18 protein-coding genes are annotated in these 25,284 nt (G+C 58.6%); 8 read left to right on the top strand and 10 right to left on the bottom strand.

Translation table 11 applies throughout. From position 1 onward, the window contains the following. Positions 1-34: 34 nt before the first annotated feature. Positions 35-1,435, top strand: coding sequence for an amidase (locus tag NKJ08_RS20175; protein WP_352782929.1), 1,401 nt, complete (start codon positions 35-37; stop codon positions 1,433-1,435). Between the two features lie 62 nt (positions 1,436-1,497). Further along, on the top strand, positions 1,498-2,727 hold the full coding sequence (locus tag NKJ08_RS20170; protein WP_352527295.1) for an allantoate amidohydrolase: 1,230 nt from the start codon (positions 1,498-1,500) through the stop codon (positions 2,725-2,727). A gap of 66 nt (positions 2,728-2,793) precedes the next feature. Here NKJ08_RS20170 and NKJ08_RS20165 read toward each other — a convergent pair whose 3' ends face one another. The 4 genes from NKJ08_RS20165 to NKJ08_RS20150 all read right to left on the bottom strand — a co-directional run bounded on the left by NKJ08_RS20165 (position 2,794) and on the right by NKJ08_RS20150 (position 8,145). Then, positions 2,794-4,614, bottom strand: coding sequence for an ABC transporter ATP-binding protein (locus NKJ08_RS20165; RefSeq protein ID WP_352527296.1), 1,821 nt, complete (start codon positions 4,612-4,614; stop codon positions 2,794-2,796). A gap of 1 nt (position 4,615) precedes the next feature. Then, on the bottom strand, positions 4,616-5,479 hold the full coding sequence (locus NKJ08_RS20160; protein ID WP_352527309.1) for an ABC transporter permease: 864 nt from the start codon (positions 5,477-5,479) through the stop codon (positions 4,616-4,618). A 50-nt stretch (positions 5,480-5,529) separates the two neighbouring features. Then, on the bottom strand, positions 5,530-6,510 hold the full coding sequence (locus tag NKJ08_RS20155; RefSeq protein ID WP_352527297.1) for an ABC transporter permease: 981 nt from the start codon (positions 6,508-6,510) through the stop codon (positions 5,530-5,532). A gap of 72 nt (positions 6,511-6,582) precedes the next feature. After that, positions 6,583-8,145 (bottom strand): ABC transporter substrate-binding protein, encoded by a 1,563-nt coding sequence (locus NKJ08_RS20150; RefSeq protein WP_352527298.1) that lies wholly within the window; start codon positions 8,143-8,145, stop codon positions 6,583-6,585. Between the two features lie 341 nt (positions 8,146-8,486). Between NKJ08_RS20150 and NKJ08_RS20145 the strand changes: the two genes are divergently transcribed. Next, complete coding sequence (locus NKJ08_RS20145) at positions 8,487-9,296, top strand: HAD-IIA family hydrolase (RefSeq protein ID WP_352527299.1); 810 nt, start codon at positions 8,487-8,489, stop codon at positions 9,294-9,296. A gap of 636 nt (positions 9,297-9,932) precedes the next feature. Here NKJ08_RS20145 and NKJ08_RS20140 read toward each other — a convergent pair. The 6 genes from NKJ08_RS20140 to NKJ08_RS20115 all read right to left on the bottom strand — a co-directional run bounded on the left by NKJ08_RS20140 (position 9,933) and on the right by NKJ08_RS20115 (position 17,741). After that, positions 9,933-10,655, bottom strand: a complete 723-nt coding sequence (locus tag NKJ08_RS20140; RefSeq protein ID WP_352779125.1) for an SDR family NAD(P)-dependent oxidoreductase — start codon at positions 10,653-10,655, stop codon at positions 9,933-9,935. After that, entirely contained in the window at positions 10,624-10,911 is a 288-nt protein-coding gene (locus tag NKJ08_RS20135; RefSeq protein ID WP_352779144.1) for an amidohydrolase family protein, read from the bottom strand. Before NKJ08_RS20135 ends, NKJ08_RS20140 begins: the two co-directional genes overlap by 32 nt. 386 nt (positions 10,912-11,297) lie before the next feature. Next, positions 11,298-13,349, bottom strand: a complete 2,052-nt coding sequence (locus NKJ08_RS20130) for a hypothetical protein (protein WP_352531572.1) — start codon at positions 13,347-13,349, stop codon at positions 11,298-11,300. A 61-nt stretch (positions 13,350-13,410) separates the two neighbouring features. Then, entirely contained in the window at positions 13,411-14,742 is a 1,332-nt protein-coding gene (locus NKJ08_RS20125; RefSeq protein ID WP_352531570.1) for an HlyD family type I secretion periplasmic adaptor subunit, read from the bottom strand. After that, positions 14,739-16,346 (bottom strand): ATP-binding cassette domain-containing protein, encoded by a 1,608-nt coding sequence (locus tag NKJ08_RS20120; RefSeq protein ID WP_352531568.1) that lies wholly within the window; start codon positions 16,344-16,346, stop codon positions 14,739-14,741. Before NKJ08_RS20120 ends, NKJ08_RS20125 begins: the two co-directional genes overlap by 4 nt. A gap of 96 nt (positions 16,347-16,442) precedes the next feature. After that, positions 16,443-17,741, bottom strand: a complete 1,299-nt coding sequence (locus NKJ08_RS20115) for a hypothetical protein (RefSeq protein ID WP_352782921.1) — start codon at positions 17,739-17,741, stop codon at positions 16,443-16,445. A gap of 688 nt (positions 17,742-18,429) precedes the next feature. Between NKJ08_RS20115 and NKJ08_RS20110 the strand changes: the two genes are divergently transcribed. The 5 genes from NKJ08_RS20110 to NKJ08_RS20090 all read left to right on the top strand — a co-directional run. Continuing rightward, on the top strand, positions 18,430-20,778 hold the full coding sequence (locus tag NKJ08_RS20110) for an ATP-grasp domain-containing protein (protein WP_352782919.1): 2,349 nt from the start codon (positions 18,430-18,432) through the stop codon (positions 20,776-20,778). A gap of 46 nt (positions 20,779-20,824) precedes the next feature. After that, entirely contained in the window at positions 20,825-21,286 is a 462-nt protein-coding gene (locus tag NKJ08_RS20105) for a hypothetical protein (protein WP_352782917.1), read from the top strand. A 311-nt stretch (positions 21,287-21,597) separates the two neighbouring features. Further along, entirely contained in the window at positions 21,598-23,904 is a 2,307-nt protein-coding gene (locus NKJ08_RS20100) for a CapA family protein (protein ID WP_352531560.1), read from the top strand. 719 nt (positions 23,905-24,623) lie between these two features. Beyond that, on the top strand, positions 24,624-25,049 hold the full coding sequence (locus tag NKJ08_RS20095; protein WP_352451186.1) for a hypothetical protein: 426 nt from the start codon (positions 24,624-24,626) through the stop codon (positions 25,047-25,049). Positions 25,050-25,182: 133 nt separating this feature from the next. Then, on the top strand, positions 25,183-25,284 hold a 102-nt coding region (locus tag NKJ08_RS20090), incomplete at its 3' end, for a transposase (RefSeq protein WP_352782961.1).

Genomic DNA, 25,284 nt, shown 5'->3' with positions numbered 1-25,284 from the left:
GCTGGCATTTCGCCTCACCCACAGGGAATTGCATATGTCCATCGAAAGTCTGGTCGCCATGAGCGTCGGTGCGCTGGTGAATGCCTATGCGACGGGCGAACTGTCGCCGGTCGAGGTCACCAGAACCGTCGTCGATCATTCGCAGGCGACCAACAAGGCGGTGAATGCCCTGTTCTGTTTCCGGCCGGAGCAGGCGCTCGCCGCCGCGCAAGCCTCCGAGGCGCGCTACCGGGCCGGCACACAAGCCGGCCCTCTCGATGGTGTTCCGGTAACCGTGAAGGACAGCGTCGCCATTGCCGGCTGGCCCTACAGGCACGGCATCGGCGCCAACCGCGACTTGCCGCCGTCTGACTATACGTCGCCGCCGGCGCTGGCGCTTATGGAAAGCGGCGCGCCGATCTTCGCCAAGACCACCATGCCCGATTGCGGACTGATGGCTTCCGGCATCAGCTCGCTGCACGGCGTCACCCGCAATCCGTGGGGCCTGGCCTGGAACACCGGCGGTTCCTCGAGCGGCGCCGGCGCCTCGGGCGCGGCCGGCATGGGCTTTCTGTCGGTTGGTACCGACATCGCCGGTTCGGTGAGATTGCCATCGTCCCAATGCGGTCTCGCATCGCTGAAGCCGACCCATGGCCGAGTGCCGCACCTGCCTGCCGATACCATGCGCATGGCGGGTCCGATGGGACGGCGCGTCGAGGACATTGCCCGCATGCTGAGCGTGCTCGCGCGTCCCGACGAGCGCGATACCTGGAGCTTTCCCGGCGATGGCGCCCTGTATCACAATCACCTCGAGCGCGACCTCAGGGGTGTCAGGATCGGCGTCCTGACCGACATGGGCTTCGGGCTCAGGCCGGAACCCGCCGTGCGCGAGGCAGTGGAGGCTGCCGGCCGGCTGTTGGCGGGCGCAGGCGCCAATGTCGAACCGTTTGTGTCGCCGCTCGACCATGACGCCTATGCACCGATCGATCTTTTCCTCCAGGTGCGCGGTTTCGTCGAATATTGCGGCCTGCCACTGCACGGCGACGACGACATCGATCCCTATATCCGCGCGTGGGCATTGGCCGGCAGCAGCCATTCCGGCGCCGATCTCTACCGCGCCCTGGGCGAGATCGCAAAGATGAAGTCGGCGCTGCTCGCGGCATTCGAGGGTTGGGACTATGTCATCGCGCCGACCTTGCCGGTGGTGAATTTTCCGGCCGAGGAGCCGGGCGTTTCGCGCGAGATGCCGCTCGCCCATACGCACTTCACCGCCATGTTCAATCAGACCGGTCAACCTGCCTCTACCATCTGCACCGCCTTCGATGAACGGCACCTGCCGATCGGCATTCAAGTGATTGGCCACCGCTTTGACGATCTCGGCGTGCTGCAGATCAGCAAGGCTCTGGAAGACTTGCGCGAAATTGTCATGGACTGGCCGCTGACGCCGCGGGCGTGAGGTTTCGCTCGAAATCGACCCATCTGAGACGCACCTTTTCGTCAGGCAAGCGCGAGTAATCGATGTCACAGGAACTTCACGATCTCATCGCCGCCTTTGCCCGCCATGGCGACAGCGGCGATGGCGGCGTCAAACGCCTGGCGGCGTCGTTGGAGGACCGTGCCGCACGCGATCTGCTGGCGACGGAAATCCCGCGTCGAGGGCTCACACTCCACGTCGATGCAATCGGCAATATGTTCGGCGCGGCAGCGCTGGCGCCGGCGGCGCCAGAGGCGGTCATCGTCGGTTCTCACCTCGACAGTCAGCCCACGGGCGGACTCTATGACGGCGCCTATGGCGTGCTGGCGGGCCTGCTGGCGGTCGAAGCGGTGGCCGCGCGCGCAACGCACAGGCCGGGCGCGGCGCGGCGCAATCTGGTTCTTGCCAACTGGACCAACGAGGAGGGCGCCCGCTTCCAGCCGAGCCTGACCGGCAGTTCCGTCTATGCCGGCACCTTCCCGCTCGCCACTGCCCTCGGCCTCGCCGATGCCGATGGTACGACCCTGGGCGATGCGCTTGCCGCTATGGGCTATCGCGGCGAGAGGGACCTGCCCTTCGAGCCGGTGAGTTACCTGGAGCTGCATGTCGAGCAAGGCATGAAGCTCGACGAGACGGGCACGGACATCGGTGTCGTCACCGGCGCCTGGGCCGCACGCAAACTCTCGCTTGTCTTTCGCGGCGAGCCGTCTCACACCGGCCCAACGCCGATGGGGCGGCGGCGCGACGCACTGCGGGCGGCGGCGCGCGCAATCGATCTTCTCTACGACGAGGTCGAAGCGAGCCGCACCGGCGCCCATGCTTCCGCCGCGCGCATCACGGTTTCTCCCAATTCGCCAAATGTGGTGCCGTCCTGCGTACAGGTCTGGTTCGAGTTCCGGCATGAGGAAGAGGCGGTGGCAATCGCCCTGGGCGACCGTTTTCTGACAAGAACAAAGGCGGCCCTGGTGCCTCTCGGCGGCTCTGTCGAAATCGCCGTGGACGAACGGCGTGGCGCGGCCATGCTCGACGCGGACGGTGTTGCGCTGGCGCTCGCCGTGGCACGCGATCTCGGTCTTTCGGCGCTGGCGATGAAGACGGTCGCCGGCCATGACGCGCTCGCCCTACAGAAGCGGGTTCCCGCTTCGCTGATCTTCGTGCCGAGCCGAGGGGGGGTGAGCCACAGTCCGAAAGAGTTCACCGACGAGATTGCGCTCGACAAGGGGCTCGACGTGCTGACCGAGACGCTCTGGCGAATGGTCACCGCGGCCGGCTGAACATTAATTTTTGTTTTTATGCATGTCGTTATCCCAAAACCGCTGCGCACTTTTGGGCGACAAGCATTAGGCCGCCACGGTGCGGCCGTCTTCGATCTTGTCGAGCAGATGACACGCCGCGAACCTGCCGGCTGTGTGTTCGCGTAGGCGAGGCGTCTCCACCCGGCAGCGGCCAAAGACCTTCGGGCAGCGCGAAGCGAAACTGCAGCCGGGCGGAATGTCGATCGGGCTCGGCGGTTCGCCCTCGAGGAGGTAGTCGTTGGAATCGAACGGCTTCTCCTCCAGCGTTGGAGCAGCCGACAGCAGCGCCTTGGTGTAAGGATGCTGCGGGTCGAAGAAAAGCTCGTGGTTGTCCGCGATCTCCACCATCTCTCCGAGGTACATAACCGCTATCCGGGTGCAGACCTTCCTCACCATGGCCAGGTCGTGGGAAATGAAGACATAGGTGAGGTCGTTCTTATCCTGCAGGGTGGAGAACAGCTCGATCAGCTTGGCCTGCTCGCCCTGGTCGAGAGCCGACAAGGTCTCGTCCAGAATGAGAAGTTTCGGCGACAGGATCAGGGCGCGGGCGATCGAAATGCGCTGGCGTTCGCCGGTCGAAAGCGCGTTTGGCAGCTCATCATAAAGGCGTGCCGGCAGGCCCACTTCCTGTATGGCGGCCATCACGCGCTCGCGAAGCCCCTTGCCACCCCGGATGCGCAGGCTTTCCTCGATCATGCGGCCTACGGTCGTGCGCGGTGGCAAGGCGTTGTAGGGATCTTGCAGGATAAGCTGGAATTCGCCGCGCTTCTCGATGAGCTGCTGCGGGGTGAGCGTACGCAGCGAGACGCCGCCGAGAACGATCTCGCCATGGTCGGGTTCTTCCAGCCAGGCCAGCAGGCGGGTCAGTGTTGACTTGCCGCAACCGGATTCGCCGACAATGCCAAAATTCTCGCGCGGCATGATATCGAAACTGACGCCTCTGACCGCCAGGATGTTGCGGTAGGTGTTGAAGGTACCGCGCTTGCGTGCCCGGTAGGTACGGTGCGCATCCTGGATACGCATCAATGGCTCGTCCGTGGTGTTGCGCCGCGACATCGGCCGCTCGCTGGTCGACCAGATCCGCGGTACGCTCGCGATCGCGCGGCTCGTATAATCGCTGCGCGGTGCGCGGATGAGTTCGGCGAAGGCCTGCTCTTCGACAAGCCGGCCACGGTGCAGCACGGCAGTGCGCCCGCCGAACTGGCCGAGTGTCGCCAGCGAAGACGACAGATAGATCGTCGCCATCTTGTGACGCAGGCACAGGTCGTGCAGCAGCGCCACGATCTGGGCGGCAATCGTGACATCGAGCGGCTGCGTGACGTTGTCGGCGATCAGCACGGCCGGTTCGGCGCAGATGGCGTCGACGATCATCGCGCGCTGCATCATACCGCCTGAGAATTTGGACGGGTATTCCCAGTAGCGCTCCTTCGGCGAAGGAATACGGACTTCGGTGAGGAGCTGGATGACGCGATCGTGGCAATCCCTTGTCGTCCATTCGGGACGCACGCTGCGCAGCTTCTCGGCGATCTGAACGCCGACCGGTTGGGTCGGGTCGAGCGAACTCTGCGGCTTGGAGCCGATATAGGCGACGTCCCGGCCGATGCGCCATGTCGTTTTGGCCGAGCGGTCCAAAATGTCGCGACCGGCAAAGAAGACCGAGCCGCCGCGATAGGCAAGGCCCTCGGGCAACCAATGGGCGAGAGCGCGGCTGAGCACGGTCTTGCCGGCGCCGCTCTCGCCGTAGATGCCGAAAATCTCGGAGGAATGCAGTTTGAAACTCACGCCGTCGAGGACGTTCGCCGCGCCTGTCGGGGGACCAACAGTCAGGTCGCGCGCTTCCAGGATGAGCGATATGTCCACCGTCATGTCAGGCGCCTCCGTAAATCCTGTTACGGGCCTTTTCCAGCGTGGAGCCCATCAGATTGATGGCTGTCAGCGCCACCGCCAGGAAGACGCCGGGGCTCGTGGCGATCCACCAGGCGTTGATGAGATATTTGCGGCTGTCGGAAATGATCGAGCCGAAGCTCGGTGTCGGCGGCTGGATGCCGAGACCGAGAAAGCCCAGGATCGCCTCGAAGATCATCATGCGGGCGACGTCGAGCACGGCGACGAAGGCGATCGGCGGCAGGATGTTGGGCGCGGCATAGAGCAAGAGGATGCGCCAGTCCGTGGCACCAAGAACGCGCAAACCGCGCACATATTCCTTGCCGCGCTCGGTGATCGCCGCGCTGCGGGCGACGCGGGCGTATAGCGGCCAGCCCGACAGGGCCAGGACGATGATGATCGTAGGCACCGTCGGCCTCGAAACGCCGAGGATCGTGATGGCGAGGATGATCATTGGAACAGAGAGCTGGGCGTCGGTGATGCGCATGATGATCATCTCCCACCATTTGCCCTTGAAGCCGGCGAGCAGCCCGAGGCCGCAGCCGATCAGGAACACAAGCACCACCGTGACGATGCCGATCAGCAGTGAATAGCGCAGGCCGATGAGGCATCGCATCAGCATGTCGCGGCCGAGCTGGTCAGTGCCGAGCGGATGAATCCAGCTCCATTTCTCGCCCAGGAACAACGGCGGCAAGAACTTGTCCTTGACAACCATTTTGGTGGCGCTGATCGAGGAGAGCTCGGGATAGATTATCGAAACCAGCAACAGTGTGACGAAGACGAAGAAACCGACGCGGAAACTTCGCGTGCCCCAGGCTGCGGCAAGGATACGACGATTAACGGACATGGTCCGGGTGGGCTCAGGGACGGCGACATCGGTGGAGATCACGGTCACGCTCAGATCTCCACACGCGGATCGATCAGGTAGGCCACCAGGTCGACGAGAATGTTGATGAAGACGAAGACCGCACTTGTGGTGATGGCGATGCCCTGGATGACCGGGAAATCACGACCCAGCACCGAGACGACGGTGAGATTGCCGAGCCCCGGGTAGTCGAAAATGTACTCAATCACGAGGACGCCACCGATCAGCGTGGAGAGCTGGATGCCGAGCAGGTTGATCAGCGGAACGGCGGCATTGCGCAGCGCGTGCGAATAGATGATGCGCCGCCGCGACAGGCCGCGTACGCGCGCCTCGTCGATGAATGGCGCCTGCATCACCTCGCCGAGCGAGGTGGTGAGCGTGCGAATGATGAAGGGCGAGATCTCCACTGCCAGAACGAAGGCCGGCAGCAACACGTAGCTGAAACCCTTGTAGCCAAGTGCTGGAAGCAGATTGAGCTTCACCGACAGGAACAGGATCAGGATGATCGCCAGCCAGAAGTTCGGAATGGAAACGAACAGCGACTGCACGCCGAAGGCGAGGGTGTTCTGCCAGCCATGCTGGTGCAGGCCGCCGGCAAGGCCGATCGGGAAGGACATGATCAGCGCAAACAGCAGCGCCATGCCGCCGAGCTGGAGCGTGAGCGGCAGTCGCTCGACGATGAGATCGGCGACGGGCGCCATCTCCGACTTGGTCGGGTCGACATATTGACCGCCGGCCGCGACGCCGCCGCTAACCGGCCTGATGTAGGACTGGCCGAGGTCGCCATGCGCGAGACCCGCCATATAGTGGGCGTATTGCACGATGATCGGATCGCGCAAGCCCATCTTGTTGGCCACCTCCTCGACAACATTGTCGGGTGCCATGCCGCCGACGATGAGGCGTACGGGATCTCCGGGCACGACCCGCAGCAGCGTGAAGATGATCAGCGAGGTGAGGACGACGATGAGGATGCCCTGGGCGATCCGCTTGGCCAGAAATTCGAGGATCAACACGGGGCGACCATCCTGTTGGCGTGCCGAAAATGGAGGCCGGCGCCGTTGGCACCGGCCCCGGTCCGCCGCGGCTCAGGCAAGGGTCGCCTTGCTCATGTCCTGCATACCGTTCGGATAGATGTAGAGACCATCGAGTTTCTTGTTGTAGGCGTGAATGAAGACGGAGGTGAACAAGGCATAGGCCGGCACCTTGCGAGCGATGGTGGGAAGCGTCTCCTGCTGCAGGATCGTCTTGCGCTCTTCGATCGAGGTGGCGTTGCGCTCCTTGTCCAGTACCGCATCGATTTCCGGATCCACGATGCCGGTGATGCGCTTGGACGAGGAGTGGAAGTGTGTTCGGATCACGAGGTCCGGCTCCGGCGAACCGGTGCACCAGCCGCAATCGATCATGTGACCTTCGCCGCCGCCGGGCTTGTCGTAGAGGAGGTTGCCCCAGGCGGCCACTTCGAGCGTCTGCAGGTTCACCTTGAAGCCCTGTTCCTGCAGCATGCCGGTGATCAGCTCGGCATATTCCTTGGTCTTCGGATAGAAACCGACCGACGTATAGTAGGTCAGTTCCGGCAAACCTTCGCCATTGGGGAATCCGGCCTCGGCCAGCAGTGACTGCGCCTTTTCAGGGTCGAATTCCGGGTAGTCCGGCACCTCGACATAGCCGAACTTGACCGGCGAGATATGGGCCTTGGAAAACGTGCCCGATACGCCGAGCACTTCGAGCACCTGCGACCGGTCGATGGAGTGGCAGGCTGCAAGGCGGACGCGCGGATCGTCGAACGGCTTCTTGGAGCAGCGGAAGAACAGATACTTGTTTTCCACTGACACCGCCTTGTGAACGGCGAAGCGGTCGTCCTTGGCGATGGTGTCGACCTGTTCCTGTTCAAGACGTTCGATGATGTCGGCTTCTCCGTTGAGCAGCGAAAGCGTGCGCGTCGTGGTGTCGCCGACGAAATGATATTCGAGGCCGGGGATCTTCGGCGCGCCGAGGAAGAAGTCGGCGTTGGCGGCTAGAATGGTCGTGTCGCCCTTCTGGTCGACATATTTGAAAGGGCCGGTGCCATTCATCCGCGCCGAGAGTTGGGCTTTGTTGGCGATGTCCTTGGCCGCCATGATCGGCAGGAAGGACGACAGATAGTAGTACAGGGCGGCCGGATAGCCATGTTCCTTGGTGTTGATGCGGCAGGTCAGGTCATCGACGATGTCGACGGTGACCGGGCCTGGATACCATTGCGCCGGGCGGTCTGGCTGCGAGCCATACTCATAGGTTGCCTTGACGTCGGCGGAGGTGAACGGCGTGCCGTCATGAAACTTGATGCCCGAACGCAATTTGACCTCAAGCGTGTTGGTGTCCAAGGGCGTAAGGGATTCGGCGAGTTCGAACACCAGCTCGCCGGGGTTCTCCGGCTTCATTGGGGCGCGGGTCAGATAGCCGAAGACGAATCCTTCGACGATGAGCTGTCCGAGATTGGTGTGGGTGGTCGGATCCCAGTTGCCGGTCAGGGCTTCCGCACCGAGGAAACGCAAATTGCGCTCCTCGGCCGCGAAGGCTGAACTTCTCAGGAAATCCGGATTCACGCGGCCGAAACCGAAGGCGCCGGCTCCGGTCAGCGCCCCAAGCATGATATCTCTGCGATTGATCATTTGTTGTTCCCCTGAACGTGCGTGAATTTTCTTTTTGAACGCGGCAGGGATCCGATCGTGTGGATTACCTGGTTGCCGGTTCATTCCACCACTTTCCGGGTGGGATCGGAAAACTCTAGACCAGATGCAGTTCCGGCCTGATACCTGCCGCTCCACGATTCCGTTGCTGACGCTTTTCGCTGCACGCTTCTTGGGCAGGCAAGACGACATTGCTCGGATGCGGACTCCACGCTCAGCACAGGAATTCCGGATCGCTGGCGATGGTCCATCCGCGTGCTCTTCACTTATGTTGGCGTCGCAGAAACCGTCGGGCCCTGCAGTTGAAGGTCCTGGATATTGGCGTGCCCGCCGACCGACTGAACGCCCATATGATGCTGCCACGCTCCATGCCAAAGGACACGACCATAAGCGGCATCATTTCCGACCTCGATGGGGTCGTCTATCGCGGTGACAATCCCATTGCTGACGCAGTGCAGGCATTTCGGGCCTGGCACAGCAACGGCGTGCCCTATGTTTTCGTGACCAACAGTACGACCAAATCCTCGGCCGAGTTCGCCACGAAGCTCTGTCGCATGGGCGTGCCGGTTACGGAGGGTCAGGTCTTCGGCGCCATCGCGGCGACGGTGAGCCTGATGCGCCGGCGCTGGCCGAGCGGCGCAACCGTGTTCGCGATCGGCGAAAGGCCGCTCTTCGAGGCGTTGGAGGTTGGTGGCTTCCGGCGCGCCGGCGAGGATGCCGAGATCGTCGTCCTCAGTTTTGACTATGCACTGACCTATGCGAAACTGCGGACTGCCGTGCGCGCAGCGCTTGGCGGGGCAGCGGTGGTCGTCACCAATCCCGATATACTCACACCGGCGGAAGATGGCTATGAGCCCTGCGTCGGCACGCTGATGGCCGCGATGACGGCTGCTGTGCCGGGATGCGCCCCGATCGTGGTCGGCAAGCCGGAGCCATTCATGATCGAAGAGGCGCTTGCCCTCATCGGCACGCCGAGGTCGCAGACCATCATGATTGGCGACCAGGTCGCTACCGACATCCTCGCCGGCCAGCGCGCGGGGCTGCGCTCGGTGCTGGTCACGACAGGCGTGCCTGCCCAATCCGTGCCAGGCGTCGCGCCGGATCGCGTGGTCGCGAGCCTCCTCGACATCTAGTCAAGATTGCCCAGGGAAAAACCGGTTGGTTGCAGCTTCCTTGGTTGCGGTTCCCAGCTATCTACTTAGCAGAGAGGTCGGCCGAAGTGCTCGCAGATGACGTGCGCGCCTGTCCTTCAATTTGACTGACTTGCCCGCTCTTCCGCTTCCTTCCTGGTTCAGTTTGGACGGCATGTTTGTTGGCGCAGGGCACATACGATGGCGGGAGCTTACGAAAAGATATGGGAAGACTTCTGGTTTTGGCCCGCGAAAAGGACAATAAAATCATTATTCCTGGCACATCCTCCGCCCACCAAAGTACTATTTATCAATGACTTATAGGGCGGCTCGCCACGAGGTCCACCATTGGTTCGTCAATTAGCGGTTTGCATGCGACCAGCCGAATGACGCGGTCCATCCCCTGCATGGCCAAACGCGTCTGCGATGTCTCGTGGGAATAGAGTCTGGCGTGTCGATATCGTCATCGCCAAGGACATCCATCAGCTGCCTCCGCTTCGGCCAATACACGCCGAGCGACTTTCTGAAGCGTCGGGCACTTCGTCAATCCGGCGAGAGCACACCAGTGCGTAGTTATTATGGAGCGAAACAACCGAATGAGTTATCCGGACAGGCTGGTCAGGGCCGCGATCACTAACTCTATCGATAGCCGCCGGAGACGGGAATGTTCGCGCCGGTCGCATAGCTCGCCTTCCGACTTAAGAGGAACGACACGACATCCGCGATCTCGGATGCATCCGCTGCTCGACGAAGCGGAATGCCCTGCAACGACGCCAGATAGTCCGGTTCGCCGAGCAGCGCCCTGGCCATAGGACCTTCAACGGTTCCCGGGCACACCGAATTGACACGTATCCCCCGAGGCCCAAGATCGTCCGCGAGATGGCGCACGAGCCCGCTCAGAGCCCATTTGCTCACGCTATAGTGAGGCCCGCCAACAGGACTGTGGTCGAATGCGGCAGTCGACGACACAATGACAATGCTGGCGTTCTCGGCAAGCCGCTCCAGCGAGGCATGGATGATCGTGTATATGCTGTTTAGATTCATATCCAGCATGTGTCGCCACGCGACAGGAGGCACCCGATCAACTGGCCCCGGCTCCAGCATGCCATGGGCGAACACCAACCCGTCGAGGCTGGGGGTGATCGACCCAATCGCCTGGCCAAGATCGTCGTCACTGGCAAAGTTGGCCACGAGATCGATCATCGGCCCCGGCTGATGTCCAAGGGTGATCACTTCGGCCCCTGAGCCGCTAAGCTCCGCATGCACGGCGGTGCCGATGGTGCCGTCGGCGCCGGTAAGCAGGATGCGTGGTCTGTCCATCTTGGTTTCCTCAGAGGAGATCGTTCTTCGCCAGTCGTTCACCGACCATTACCAGCCGCAGATGCTTAGGCGCGCCAAGGATCCGGATATCCCTGAGAGGGTCGCCGTCGATTATGATGAGATCGGAGCGGTAACCGACCGCAATGCGGCCGATATCGTGCTCCCTTTGGAGAAGGGCCGCGTTCGTGCGGGTCGCGGAGCGGATGACCGCAGCCGGCGAAAGCACCTCTGTCCGGAGGGCGAATTCGAGCCCTTGATCTTCCTGGCTATCGCCGTCGAGGTCGGTGCCGAAGCCAATCGCAGCGCCTTATGATTCAATAGCTTAAAGGTAGACTGGTAGCGGGAGAGCGCTACCGCCTTTCCCCACACTCATCAGCCTGCCAATTCAAGCTGCGTTGCTGCGGGTGAGCAGAGTCCGCTTACCGGCGCGCCATATGAAGCACTATCGCAAGGAAAATCGGCGGATCGGGCGGGCGTAGCCGAGTTCGCGGTTCTCAAGTTGCAGCGCTTCGAGTGCTGTAGAGAAGGCCAGCATCGTGAAAGGCCAATGCCGCTGGTGCCGCCCATTGTCCCACCCAGTCCCGCAGTAATGCCGCTGGCGCCGCCGACGCTCCCCAGCCATCGGAGAACGGCAGGTTTCATAATCAGCACGGAACACACGAGGCTTCCTTGTGGCCCGCCTCGTCACTTCGAAGGCAGTTGATGGTAGCGGCCATTGAATAGCCGGCTCTCAATGCGGGAGACATGATCGATGATTGTATGTTCATAGAGCTTGCGGGAAATTTTAAGGTTTAAAGGCAGCGGCCAGTCCAAGCCAAGTAGATCAATCATGGTCTGAGCATTAGTCGCCATTTTCGACATTCCCGTTCCGCCTTCGCCGAAACGCGCTACACTGTTTTGTGCCAACTGCACGATCTGCCCGTTGTTCGAGGCATTGACGGCGCGAGTGCAGGGCCAAGCGCAAACCACGTCCTCAAATCGCAGCCCCATCTCAGGCGTGATCGTCCTCAGGAGGCTTGCTAAGGCGCTGATGCCGTAGCTTCGGCTGTAGACCGGGAGCCCGATCACGCCGCCGCAAGTTACCTTGATCAGTACATGCGTTTTGGTTCTGCCGATCTCAACGAAATGCGTTTGCTTCATTCCCGTGAACGGAATGTTCTGCGCCTTCACGGGGTCGATGATTCGGAACAGGACCTGTGCGGAGAGACCGGCTGCAATGGTCTGGTATGGAACTGGTAAGCCGATCTTCATACGGTCCAAGGTCCTGTTCGCCAGCCCCGGAGCGTCGCCGTACTGGAACGTAGCCGTCGGCCCTAGGGAAAGCGCCAAATGGTCGACAGGCAGACAACGCTGTTCGCCAGTCGCAAGTGATTCAATTACGACTGCAACGGCTCTGGTCGTGTCGCCTGTTTTTTCCAGATAGATCTGGCGGATGGCGTGCCTATGGATATATTCCGCGCCGCGGCGCTCAAGGATTTCGCGGCAGACGGCATCGAATCCATGACGAATGCAGGCATTCTCGGGAAACAGATCCGCCGCCACGATCTTCTCAAGGATGCCGGCGCCATAGAGGCGCGTGAGGTCTTCGGCAGATAGCCCTTGAGGACGAAGCCCCACCTTCCTCTCCAGGTCGGTATTGTCTTTCAGCGAATGCCTGAAGTGAGACGGGGTGAAGTAAAGGAAGACGGCCCTTCGGATTTCGTTCGGAAGCCGGAACGAACAGTCGAGGCTCTGTTCGAGATAAGTCAGGATCTCGCTAGACGCCTTAGAGGCAAGCCGGCTCTTGACGTGATCGTTCTGGAGCCCAAGCATTGCCTTGAGTGTTTGCCAGCGCCCATGGAGCTCATTCCCAAGATAGATCGGTATATCGCGAGCAGCGATCGCGCGGGGCCAGAGATCGACTTTCTTGTACTCAACGTCGAGCGCGACTGCCGGATCACGCTCGCCGACGAGGGCCCGCTTCACAGCCGAGAAAAGAATGCCGAGACCTGTGTTGTCCTGCTCGGCATTGAGAGCATTGGCATGGTTGATGTGTTCGTAACTTGCCGAACCGCTCTCGTTGGACTGTTCGGCGCCGTCCAGCACGAATTTCACCTCGTAGCGTTGGGATCCGCCATCCGCGACCAACGACGCGATTATAGCGCCGATCTTCGCGGCCGGTCCGCCGGCAAATACGACGACCGGCCTCTGCCGGCTTAATGCGCGCTCCTGCCGGTGCCCTGCGACCGCTTGCTGGTGTTCGGCCGGAGCATCCTGGATACGTCGGAGCGTGACTCTGTTGTCGCCGCGCGTCCGCACATTTCTCGTCCGGTAGTGCTCGCCATACGGACTCTCGGATTCAAGATGGGGACACCGGGCGATTAGGCTACGGTAGAAGTCGACGACCTCGCTACGGCGGTTGATCCAGACGCCCTTTCCCGACTGGTATGGACCTTCGAGGAGGTAGTCGAGGAATGCCGTACCAGAGCCCGTCTCCCGCGTCATGGCGCTACGAAGGTCATCGATCGTATCAAGCACACGGACTGGGACCAAATTACGGAACTGAGCTTTTCTCCCGCAGGTGAGCTCCAATCTGCTTTGACTGCCTGGTTCATTGACGCGCGCCAAAACAAGATCGCCAACGACGGGCTGTATGGGTCCGGTGGCAAGTGTGCGCATGTGATATGCCGCGACCCAGCGGGTAGCGAATTCACGTTTAGCTCTCTTCTGGTGCCCGCGAATTCTTGAAGAAGACATGATATCCGCCCAATTGCACTTTAACGGGAACTTCCAATTCTTTGTTTATTGCTCGTTCTTTTTATTCACGAAGGGCGCGACCCATAGCGGCGTAGACAGGAGCGCTGAGATACTCCCATGCTGACCTCGCTCCAGTTTCGATCATGACCTGCGTGCTCATCCCAGCTTGCAATGCTACAGGCGCTGCTTTCAAAGACTCCGGTCTCAGAACAATTCGAACTGAATAGAAAGCTTGACCGGTCCGAGGATCAATTAGTCGGTCAGCTGAAAGAGTGCGAACGTCACCGCTCATCGGTTGCTGGTAACGTTTGCTCACAGCGCTCAGCCAAACCGTCGCGTGCAGCCCTACTTTCACCTGATCGACGTCGAGGGGGTCAACGTTTGCCACAACAACGAAGTTGTCTTCTTGAGGGACGATGTCCATTAGCGGCTCTCCGGCCGCTACGACCCCTCCATTCGTGTGGACCTTAAGTCCCACTATGGTGCCTCCGATAGGAGCGCGTATCTCGGTACGCGTCGCCACGTCATCAGCAGCCGCCATTCGCTGCTCGTATTCGTATATTTTGGCGCGTGTTTCTCCTAGTGCCTCGACGATATCGGCCGTCGTCGAGGCGCTAAGTTCGGCGATCTTGAATTTCGTCTCCTCCATCTTTTGCTGGGTCGCGCCGATCGATGCTACATACCCGCTTAGGGCACCTCCCACGTCTGCCTTTTCTCTTTCCAAATCTACCAGGCGTGTCCTGACCACCAACTTCCTTTCATACAGGCTGCGGACATCACCTAATTGCTCCTCGATTAGCGCGAGTTTTCGAGTAGCCGCTACGACTTGCCCTTCAAAACCCTCTATCTCCTTCGCCATGCTTCCGGTTGCTTGCTGCAGCAGGGAGAGCTGCTCTCTGAAGAGGTTTTGACGTGTCCGAAAGACACTCTCCTGCCCGGAAACAGCATCCGCTGCCAATTTGCCGGACGCTTTCAATTCAGGCGGAATTTCGATCGTGTCCTTTCCATCTCTTTCCGCGACCAAGCGCGCTTCGGTAGCCTTCGCCTCGTACCACTGCGCCTTGATTTCATTTGCAGCGGCCGTCGAAGCGGTGTTTTGCAATCGTATCAACACCTGGCCTGGGGACACGCGATCTCCTTCTTGAGCCAATATCTCTGATATGATGCCGCCTTCGAGGTGCTGAACTGTCTTGACGTTTGACGCGACATTCACCACCCCGGTGGCCAAGACCGCACCCTGGATAGGTGCCGCGACAAGCCACATGCCGGTCAGGGTCGAGAAGGCAGCGACTATCGCGAAACCAGAGATCACTAAACGCCTACCAAACGGCGGCGGATCTTCGGCTTGCTGGGTGCCGGGGTGTTTGGTGCCAAGGGCGAGCGAAGCTATCACTTAACGCTCCGCAATTCAGTTTTCCCTAAGCGAACGGGACGAACGGAACCTTCGGTGAGCTCGGGCGATCGACTTCCCAGGATCAGCGACCTGTCAACTAGTCCGGCAAGGCGGTTGGTCTGTCCGGACATGGTCACAATTACCGAGCTTCCCGCATCCTTCATAAGCCTAACCGCCGACTCAAGGGCCTTCTTCGAGGCAGGGTCCAAATTGGCGAATGGCTCGTCCAAGACAATAAGTCTCGGCGCGCGAAAAAGCGCGCGGGCAAGGGCTACTCGCTTCCGTTCACTCCCGGACAGGCCGACCGAGTCGTTAAGCAAAGTGTCATAGCCCTGGCCCAGACGAACGATAATTTCGTGTATTCCGGCTATTTTTGCTGCGGAAACCACGTCATCGATAGAACTTTGTTGAAACCGTGCAATATTTTCCGCGACGGTTCCCTCAAACAGTTCAACGTGCTGAGGTAAATAGCCAATGCCTCCAGCTCTAACATTATCCGGAAGCCTGGTTATGTCCATGTCTCCCAAGCGGATCTGACCGGTGCGGGGCTTGAGCAAACCAATGAGAAGACGAGAAAGCGTCGTCTTGCCGGTGGCTGCACGTCCTATGACCAGCAGCAATTCCCCAGGAGCCAGAGAAAGCGACAGTTTCCTAAATACGTCTGCTCGCGATCCAGCATGCCTGAATGTAACTTGATCGAGAACTAACGAGCCGTGCGGCGTTCCAGGAAGCAGAGACGGCTCTACGTCCAACGGTTTGGCAAGCTCCGCCTTAATCTTAGAGTATCCCTCCCGCGCTTCCCTAAGGCTTCTGAGCTCCCGAACTGCCTTTTCCACCATTCTGTAAGCAAATCTGGCAATGAGCCGGGCTGCAAATACGCCTCCGAGGGACGCCGAATCGTTCAGGAACAGCCAGATGCCCGATGCCAATAGAACTATGTAAACGCAACGGTTCAGCGCCCGGATCGCTGCATCAAGGCTCGATCCTCTGGCATTAAGCCGCTCCCGCTGCAAAAAGCCATCTACTCTGTTCCTACCCCAGCGACCGGCGATCGCGTCGGCCATTGCGAAGGCGCCGACTACGTCTTTGTGCCTTTCCGCTGAGATCAATACCTCTTTCGCCTGCTTGGCAGCTTCACGTTCAGCTTGGCGGGGCTCTTGTGTGATCTTTTCTTTGAGCAGGCTCATACCTGTCAGCAAAGCCATGCCTGCCAACGCGATCAGGCCGAGAACAGGATGGATCAAGTATACACATAACAGGAAAACGGGAGCCCAGACCACGTCCAGCCAAGCAGCTAGCCCTCGCTCAACAAAGCTGGAGACTTTCTCGATGCTGGTCAGAAGCGGCGGATTGGGGACGCCTGCCGTCAATCCGGCTTTCACGGACTGGCTGGTCAAGTGGTGCTCGATCCAAACGCTCCAGCGGGAAAGCATACGGTGACGAATGGCTTCCAGCACGACGCCGGTTACCAGAGCGAGCAAGGCGGCCAAGGTCAGAATAATAAGGGTTTCCACGCTGCGGCTGGAAATGACCCGGTCGAATATTTGTATAAAATAAAGCGGCCCAGCAAATCGGAGCGCATTGATACAGACACCAAAACCCACAACCGCAGCAAGGCCAGGTATCGACCTTCGCCACATTTCGCTGAGCGGGGCGCTGTACCGCCGCCTACCTCGTGTTCTCACCAAGGACACCGTCTTTCACGCCCGCCCAAGCGGGGCATGCTGGTCGCCGCCCTCGTTGAAAATTCCCGAGAAATTCATGATCATCCCATCCAAATCGTCATGAGGGCTCAAAGCAGGTCCTGCAAGAACATTTTGCTGATGCCGATTTGCTCCCAAAAGGCGTTCATCGTGATCAACTGCCTCGAACATCGACCAAGCTCCGCTCACGAGATTGTACATTTGGGTGGCGGACAGAGGAGGGCACCCGAGGGCCTGGACCAGGCTGCCCAGAGATGACTTGAGGGCTCCACGGGTTTTTGCCAACACTGCCGCTTCTATCATCTCAGCGGGCGCCTGGATCGACATAAACGCGGGGTTCGAGCCTTGCGATAGCACCTCGGGCAAAGTGACCAAGACGCTCCCAAAGGGACTGGGCCATGTCGCCCTGCTGTCGCTGGCAGGCCTTCCGTGGCCAGGTGTTTCTCCCAACTCTGCCAGAATCAGTTCGTGCGCGAGCTTGCCCAAAAAATCAACTCGCAGCTGGGAAGAATGGGCTCGACCCTGGCCGATTGCCATAGTTGGATTTGAGGAGTCAGCTATGCGCCGAAGGTATGGATTATTGCTCTGTCCGTTAGCTAGTTTTTCAGAAGCGCGGGCCCGTAGAACGGGGCTGAGTGCCCCATCCTGGAGCTCCCATGGGGAATAGACATGCAGACCAGTGGCTTCTTCAGCCTCCCTCACACCGAGCGGCGAGCGCCCGATCCTGCCGCTAATTGCAAGTACCTTGTGGCCAGCAGCGCGGAGGGTATCAACTCCATACTTTGCTCCCATCGCGTCATAGGAAGCGAAAATCGCGCCAAGAGCTATGCCACGCAATGATTCAGCCAGAATTAGTTCAGAAGTTTCCTTCTGCTGCAGCCCATCGGCAATCTCAATAACAGCGACGTCACATCCATTTTCAGCGGCATGGTTCAGTAGGCGGAAAGCACCCTTCTCAATCAAATCTACCGGGGCTAAATACGTCGTTGCAAATCCTGCATCTGTGAAATCAAGAACGATGTCGGCTCCGGCATCCCGCACAATCCAAGTGTCGCCACCCGAGCCAGTTCCTGTGATTTTCAGTGCGGCGACCTTCAGTCCCGCCTTTTTGAATCCTCTGACCAATGACGTCGCCGTCAATGTCTTGCCGGCGTTCATTGAGGTCCCAAGCGACAGAACAATCGGCAGTGAAGGGGGTAAATCGTCTGAGCTGACCTTGTAATCCCACACGTTTAGCCGGCGGCCGAACTTGTCGCCAATCAGGCCGAGAGGGGTGATCTTGGTTGGCGCCAGCATGCGAGCATGCCTGGAAAGCTCACATGCCGCGATGCCTCCCCCCGCTACTAAGTCGCACGGCCCCAGATCGGGGCCTATTACGGCCTCGAACTGGTCAGGAGCGTACCTGTTTCCATAACAGAGGATTATCTCATCTCCGGGAAACATGATCGCTTTTCGGCCGCAGATGAGCTCCAGTCTGCTGTGATTGCCGAGTTCATCAACGCGCGCCAAAACAAGATCGCCAGCGACGGGCTGTAGGGGCCCGGTGACGAGTGTCCGCATGTGAGATGCCGCGACTCGGCGGGTAGCGAATGAGCGTTTAGCTCTCTTCAGGCGCCCGCGTTTAATTCTTGAAACAGACATGATACTCGCCCCACTTATACTCAGGTGGCATTTACAAGTCTTTTTCTATTCGACCTTTATTCAATTTACGCTTTTTACGCTTTTTTTCTTCCTCTCTGCTCGTGATTTTATCGGCACGGCTATTGAACACCATAACGTCTGGATCCCCGCCATTCGAACGCACGACGACACAACCCTCGATGGCACATACCATCCAGCTGCAATGTCCGGATCAGGCTGGCGGGAAATCTCACCGGCCTTTTAAGAGAACAAGAATTCGACTTCCGGATGCTGCGGCCGTGACAATGGCATTCAGGGGCGTTCAGGCCGAGAAGGGGGGATCAGAAGAAAGCAGTCATTCAATGTGGTGGAATGGGCCACGTCCTCGCACCTTCACATTGGTCTTGCGGAAGCCTCTCATGCCGATCGGTGGGCGGCCGGTTTTCGAGATGCTTTTGAAGTGGCTGCAACGCAACGGTATTCAGGAAGTCTACATCACGACCGGTGGGACACGGTCGAAAAGCAGGCGGAGCGTGAACATCAGGGGGTCAAAAGTGGGGTTATGGTCAGCCTATCTGAAGAGTTGGGAAAAATTGAGATTGTCAGGTTTAAGGTGCTGTCGGGACTTAATGTGCATAGCACGAACACGGTGGTCAAATTAACCCTGAATATCGGGCAGCTAGCGGTTTCTTGCATCTCCGATTTTACTGCGCTGGCTCGCTCAGCGCTGTCCGAAATGTTTCCCGGTTGTGCACAAGACGCTTTGGTCCCTCGCTACATTGCCGATGCAATCCTGTCCGCTGATCTTGAGCTTCGCCGCGCGATGAATTTCTATTCGTTTTCGCCGACGGCGTCGCTAGTAGGCGACCCGTCCGAAAGCCATCTTGCAATCGTTTGGGAGTCGGATGACCCGCAGATGTCGCGCGCGGCTGCTTCGGCTGTCGTTGAGGCGATTGGTGAGGCGGCGCGAGGCGAGGACGGGGCACCGAAATACGCTCAGACTCGGGAGCTAAACCTGGAAAGGGCGAAGAGACGGCGTCTTTCAAATTCGACCGCTGTGCTTGTAGCTGCAGCTAAGAGAAATCGCATCCCGTTCGAGTTCATTGCCCGTAACCACCTTCGCCTTGGCCAAGGCAAGCACCAGAAGCAGCTGTTCTCAACGATATCGGGTTCTACATCGTTTGCGTCGGCGAAGGTGGCCTTGGACAAAAGGCTGGGCAACAGACTTTTGGCGCAAGCGGGGATCCCAGTACCCCGTCAAATTACCGTTCGCACCAAACCTGAGGCCGTCGCTGCCGCTAAACAGCTGGGTAAGACCGTCGTGGTGAAACCGGCTCAGGGAAATCAGGGGCGGGGAGTTTCGGTTAAACTGCGGGGACGCCGTGCAGTTGAGGCTGCATTCGATATAGCGCACGACGTCACTCAGTCAGAGCGGTATGGCGTCTTGGTTGAGCAGTTCATCGCCGGCCCGGAATTTCGAGCGACAGTCGTTGACTATCACCTCGTGGCGGCGGTCATGTGTTGCCCCCCCCAAGTCGTTGGCGACGGTGAAAAAACGATACTTGACCTGATTCATGATTTGAATCGAGAACCGGACAGAGACGGGAGACGTCTTTCTCCTGTAGAAATCGACGATGAGTTGCTACGGCACCTAGCCTTGCATCGTCATACGCCGGAGTCCGTCCCAATTTCCGGGCAGCCTTTGGTTCTCCGACCTACCGGTCACCTCGCCCGTGGAGGCATCCCGGTCGATGTTACAAGCTCCGTTCATCCAGATAACAAGCAACTGTGCGAGCGCATCGTCAGAGTCATCGGCCTTAGCATTGCCGGGATAGATCTCATCATGCCCGACATTGCAAGATCTTACAAAGAGGTCGGGTGTACTGTCATCGAGGTAAATGCACGGCCGGGGATCGAGTTTCATCTTTGGCCGCGAGCGGGGATCTCGAGAGATGTGGGTGAGGTAATCCTGGCCAATATGTACAATGAGCCGGGCTCATCGGAAATCGCCACCGTACTCGTCATTGGCGATCGACACACTGGTATGGTGGCAACAGCAATCGATCACCGGTTCCAAGCCGAAGGGCGAAGAGTTGGTCTCTTGTCGAAAAGAGGCGCTTACATCAACACTGTACCCCAGGAATTTGGCCGGCGGACAACCCCGCAAATGCTGGCCAGAGACCCGTTCCTGGAAGCTCTGGTTTATGCAGCCTCTCCGGACAGACTTTGGGCGAGCGGTCTTTGTCTGGGTGCTTGCCGCGCGGTCTCGATGACTCGAACGGATGCAGATAATGGTACAGTTCTCGAAGATCTCACTCAGCGGGTGTTGCAGCGCGGCAACCAGGGTTATTTCATTGTTAACAGCGAAGATGAATGGTCCCGCCGTTCGCTGTCGACCTTGCCGACTACACGACTAATATTGGTAAGTTCCGAGCCTGATATTGATACCGACCTACGTCGGCACCTGCACAGTGGTGGTTTGGTTCTAACTTTGAGATGGAGCACTGACGGATCGGGCGCCAAAATAGCGCTTGTGTCGAGATCTGGTGAGCTAGCTGCGGAACCTGTCACATCTATGTCTCAGTCGCGGCCACCGCAAATAAGGGCTGCCATGCACGCAATGGCAATGTCGTATTTGGCAAAAAAGGATGGCTGGTTCGATGAAGTGGCCCCATTTCCTTCGGTTCGGCCCGAGACGAACGACGTTCGATAGCAGTGATGAGTTTATCGATTCTGCTGAAGCAAAGGAGAGTAAAGTTATGGATACTGTTTCGCAAACTGCCACACCGATTGTTTCGCTAAATGATGCGGCGACACTCGTTGCTTTGACCTTGAAACGCACCACAAACAAAGCGGGACAGCCGCGAACCCGTGCAAGAATGTCGTACAAGACATTCAGGCGCCTAACTGGACGGCGTGTCGGCAGGGCAGCGTTCGTGAGAGGCTTCACGGAGGAATTATTGAAGCTAGGCTGGCTGATGGTCCGTATGCCATCGGCTTACGGCTTCGTGCGCGCCGCCTCCCTCGACAAGTGGCATCTCATAAAATCGAATATGGTCGCGGAAGAACTTAAGGTGATTAAGGAGGGATCTGCAGCGAAGGCATTGGAGAGCGCTCGGCAAGAGCTCGCTGCATCGGGTGAGGATAACAGTTCAGCAGGCGGCCTCAGTAAGGCAGCTCGAATAAACGGAGAGAAGAAAAAGCCGGTCGCAAGCATCTGATAGATGTGCTTCCTCAGGAGATTGATTTTGTGTAGCCCCAAAAAGGGGCGGGCGAATTGAGGCCAAAAGGCTCCAGGAAGCTGGGCTGCAGATGCGGATCCAGCTTCCCACCATGGAGGGAAATGCGGCCCCAGAGCATGTTAAAGGACAATCTCCGCGCCCCGTAGAGAGTTGGCCTGCAACCGACGGCATGTCCTTTCGGACTCAATTTCAGCACCGTCGGCGAAAGGTTTGGAGGCTTGCAGAGCGCAAGACTTGTGAATTCTTGCGTCTCAGCATTCGCAGAAGAAACAGTAGCTTTGGGGAAAAAGATGGCGACTGGATCTGTTTACGTCTGGGAGCGTTGCGATTCAGATTTTACTGGCGGCCGGGTGCATTCAACCGAGGTCGAACTGCCTTATCTTTACCAGAACACAGAGAGGCAAGGCCTGCGTGGGCGGTACGTGGACGTAATTGGTCATCCAGCCGCGGAAATTAACTGGCCCACGGGTGAGATGGGCGAAGCACTGCCCGACAAGCAAGGTAACTATGTCTTCAAGCCTTTTGGCGGCGGCATTCTTGGTGAACAGGAAGGTTGTGAGACTGCGGCACGCTTCGGCCAGGTCAACGTCTACTACCACGTCTCCTTGATGGCTCATCGAGTGAACGAAGTGCTTCGTTCACTCGGCGAGGGCCCCTTGCCGAAGGTCAGGGCGATCGTCAATGCGCACCAGCCGAAACAAGGGGGAGTTAACGGGAACCTGCTTAGGTTGGTGCCGGTCAAAGGGACCAAATACCGATATCCAGCAAGAATCGAAAATCTCGATGATTTTTCGATCCCCCTCTGTGGGGAATTGCTGTTTGGCCCGGGGCGTGCAGTCACGGCGGAAGGGTGGCTTCCACGAATTTCAGGCGGTGCTTATCTGTGCGACCCCTCGCACAATGCCAGCTTCATATATCAGGCATTCGGACTTCACGTGGTGCGCCATACCGCTGACATCCAAGCCGACAGGCTGCATGCACCGCGCGCCAGTTTCAGCAGGCCCGGCCCACTTGAGTACGCCTTGAGCACATACTTTGCGGCCTCGATGCTCTCGACTCCCTACCTATGGTGCTGGCACCTCCGTCATGATGCCGAGTTCGTACCATCGGATACTCTTGCCAATGACTCACGTATGGACGATGCCGACATGCCGCCGCAGGAGGCGCTGGTCGCGCAAATCATAGCGGCGACAATGTGGGACCTGCACAAGGCTTTTCCGGGAGACGAACTTACTTGCATTTCGTTAGTTGTAGCTGCCCTTTTGGCGCTGGGACGACTTTCTGATAGCCCGTATGCTCCTTCCGGAATTCGAACGCGCGCCCTCAGGTCATTTCCGGAGAACTTCGCCTCGTGTTTGCTTCATGCAGACCGAACGAGATTCAGCAGCCGGTACGAAACACTGATCCGAAGCGTTTTTGAGAAACGTGGGATCGGCTTTAGTTCTTCAGCGGTTGAGACATTGTTGGCACCCTCCGTTCAGCCACCCCTCTACCGCCTCAGTGAGTCGGAAGAAGTCCGGCGCCATGTTGAAAATATTCGCGAGAAGTTTTCAGAGGTCATAATTCCGGATGACATCGATCTCATCGACCCGGACCAACTTGAACAGTTCCTCTCTTGGTCCGCCAGCGCTCCGTACCATTTGGCGGCGGTCGGAGATGTGATGACCGGGATGCGGATGCGTCATCGTATCCGCAGGTTTGGCCCAGACTATGCCTTCGCCTGGATCAGGCCGATCTTTAGACGCTGCGCTTTGATAACGGGAAATCTTGAGGGGCCGTTCTCCACCATCTCAGAGAAAGCAGGTACCACTCGGAACTACTCATACAAAGTCGATCCCAAGTCAGCCTCTGTCTTACGTCGTGCAGGCTTCGCTGCCATGACTGTCGCGAATAACCACATTCAAGACTGCGGTCGGGGTGGCGTGGTTGAGACGCTAGCCACGTTAGAGCGACAGTATATCCAACCGTACGGTGGTGGTAGGAACCAGAGCTCTGCTTACCACCCCGCGATTTTTGATGGCGCAGATATCCGTATCGGACTTCTCGGATATTACTGGAACCGTCGAACAGCGGCTCGTGGCGAACTTCCAGGCTCCGCACAAGATGTGCCCGAATTCGTCGAGCGTGACCTGGCCCAGCTTCGTCCACTGGTCGATCGGATCGCCGTGATGGTACATTGGGGTTTGCCATACCAGCGCCAACCTACCGAGCAAGATCGCATGAAAGCACGGCTATTTATCGACCTGGGTGCGGACGCAGTCATCGGCCATCATCCCCACATCCTTCAGCCGATCGAGATTTATAATGGTCGGCCGATATTATACAGTGTCGGCAATTTTGCTTTTGGGTCCGGAAACAGCAAAGGGGAGTCCATTCTGCCTTGCTTCCACTTTGGTGCGAAGCAGATCTGTTTAGATATTTATCCAGTTTACGTTCAAAACAGAGACCCGCGCCTCGATTACCAACCAAAGATAATGGGAGGGGCAGCCGGTCGCGCGACAATCGATCGGTTGCTGGCGTTGTCGCCTGGACTCGCCGATGTTGTCGTAGCCGTTCAAGACAGATGCCTTAAATTGGCCATCCCTGCACTGGCGTGAGGCTCCGAAGCTTATGCGTTGCCGTACGCGGATTTGCACTGGGTTCCTCGATCGCAATGGCGGCGCGAGCGATACGTGCCGACAAAACAAGGAGCCGATACCCTGTCACTCAGGACGCTGAGGTGCCGCGGAGGCGTCGCTTGCGAACGTTGCGAGGACCAGACTTGGAGAAACGAACTCTTTACTGCTCAGCCGGTTTTGATTTGTTTAGCTGCCGCTAATGGGATATGTCATCCCTGCGGGATCGTCCATGGGAGCGACAGGTGCGATTTCTAATCCGTCTGTTAGCGGCAGTCGTCTTAGGCTGTAGTCTGACGTATTCAGGCCAAGTACTTGCCTGGAAGGTTGGAAAAGGTACGACCTCAGCAACTATTAACGGCATAAAGTTGACGGTATACACCTATCATCCGAAGAACTGTGCCAATCCGTCGATCCTGTTCGTGTTCCATGGACTAAGCCGAACGGCCGAATCCTACCGAGACTACGCGCAGCCTCTTGCGGATCGAAATTGCCTGATCGTTATGGCGCCGCTTTTCGACCTGGAAAGGTTCCCAGGCTGGAGCTATCAGCGGGGAGGCATTGTCAACTCGGGCACAATTCAACCTCGGGACAGGTGGACTGTCTGGTACGTGAAGGGCTTGGTAAACTGGGCGAGGGCCCGAGAGGGGCTGCCGACTGCGCAGTATTACCTTTTTGGGCACTCGGCGGGAGGTCAATTCATGTCGCGTGTTGCAGCATTTGCCTTGTCGGATGCCAAGAGAGTGGTCGTAGCCAATCCGTCGACCTACGTATTGCCCTCGCTAGCAGAGGCGGCAGCTTACGGGCTGGGATGTCTCTCCTCGGGCTGCGTCTATACGCCGGATCAAGCCTCTCAGGAGTTGAAGGCCTATCTGGCTTTGCCTCTAACGATCTATCTTGGAGAAGACGACACTGGCGATGTCGATCTAAACGAAAGCGCAGCTGCTATGCGCCAAGGAGAGACGCGTTTGGATCGGGGGCAGTTCACTTTTGAGCTGGCGCAAGCTGTCGCGACCGCTAACGGGTGGCCTTTCAATTGGCGGCTCGTGATTTTGCCGGGTGTCGGACATTCGGCACGCGACTTGTTGCAGTCTGACCAAGCTCAGCAAGTCTTCGGCCTTAAGTAGAGAATTAGCACATCGCTGACTTCAAGGTCTGCCGCGTTTCACTCAGCCAGTGAGTAGCGAGACAGCTTGTGACCTTGCCCCTCTGATCTAATCCGGTTTGAAGTTCGTTCTGGCCCATCGAGAGGACCAGGACATGAAACGTAGCCGCTTCTCTGAAGAGCAGATCATCGGAATTTTGAAGGAACATGAGGCCGGGGTATCGGTTGCCGATCTGTGCCGCAAGCACGGGGTCAGC

Origin of the sequence: Mesorhizobium sp. M0244 (assembly GCF_040321795.1) — a bacterium.
In the GTDB taxonomy this organism is placed as follows: Bacteria; Pseudomonadota; Alphaproteobacteria; order Rhizobiales; family Rhizobiaceae; genus Mesorhizobium.
This window is presented reverse-complemented; position numbering and strand designations above follow the sequence as displayed.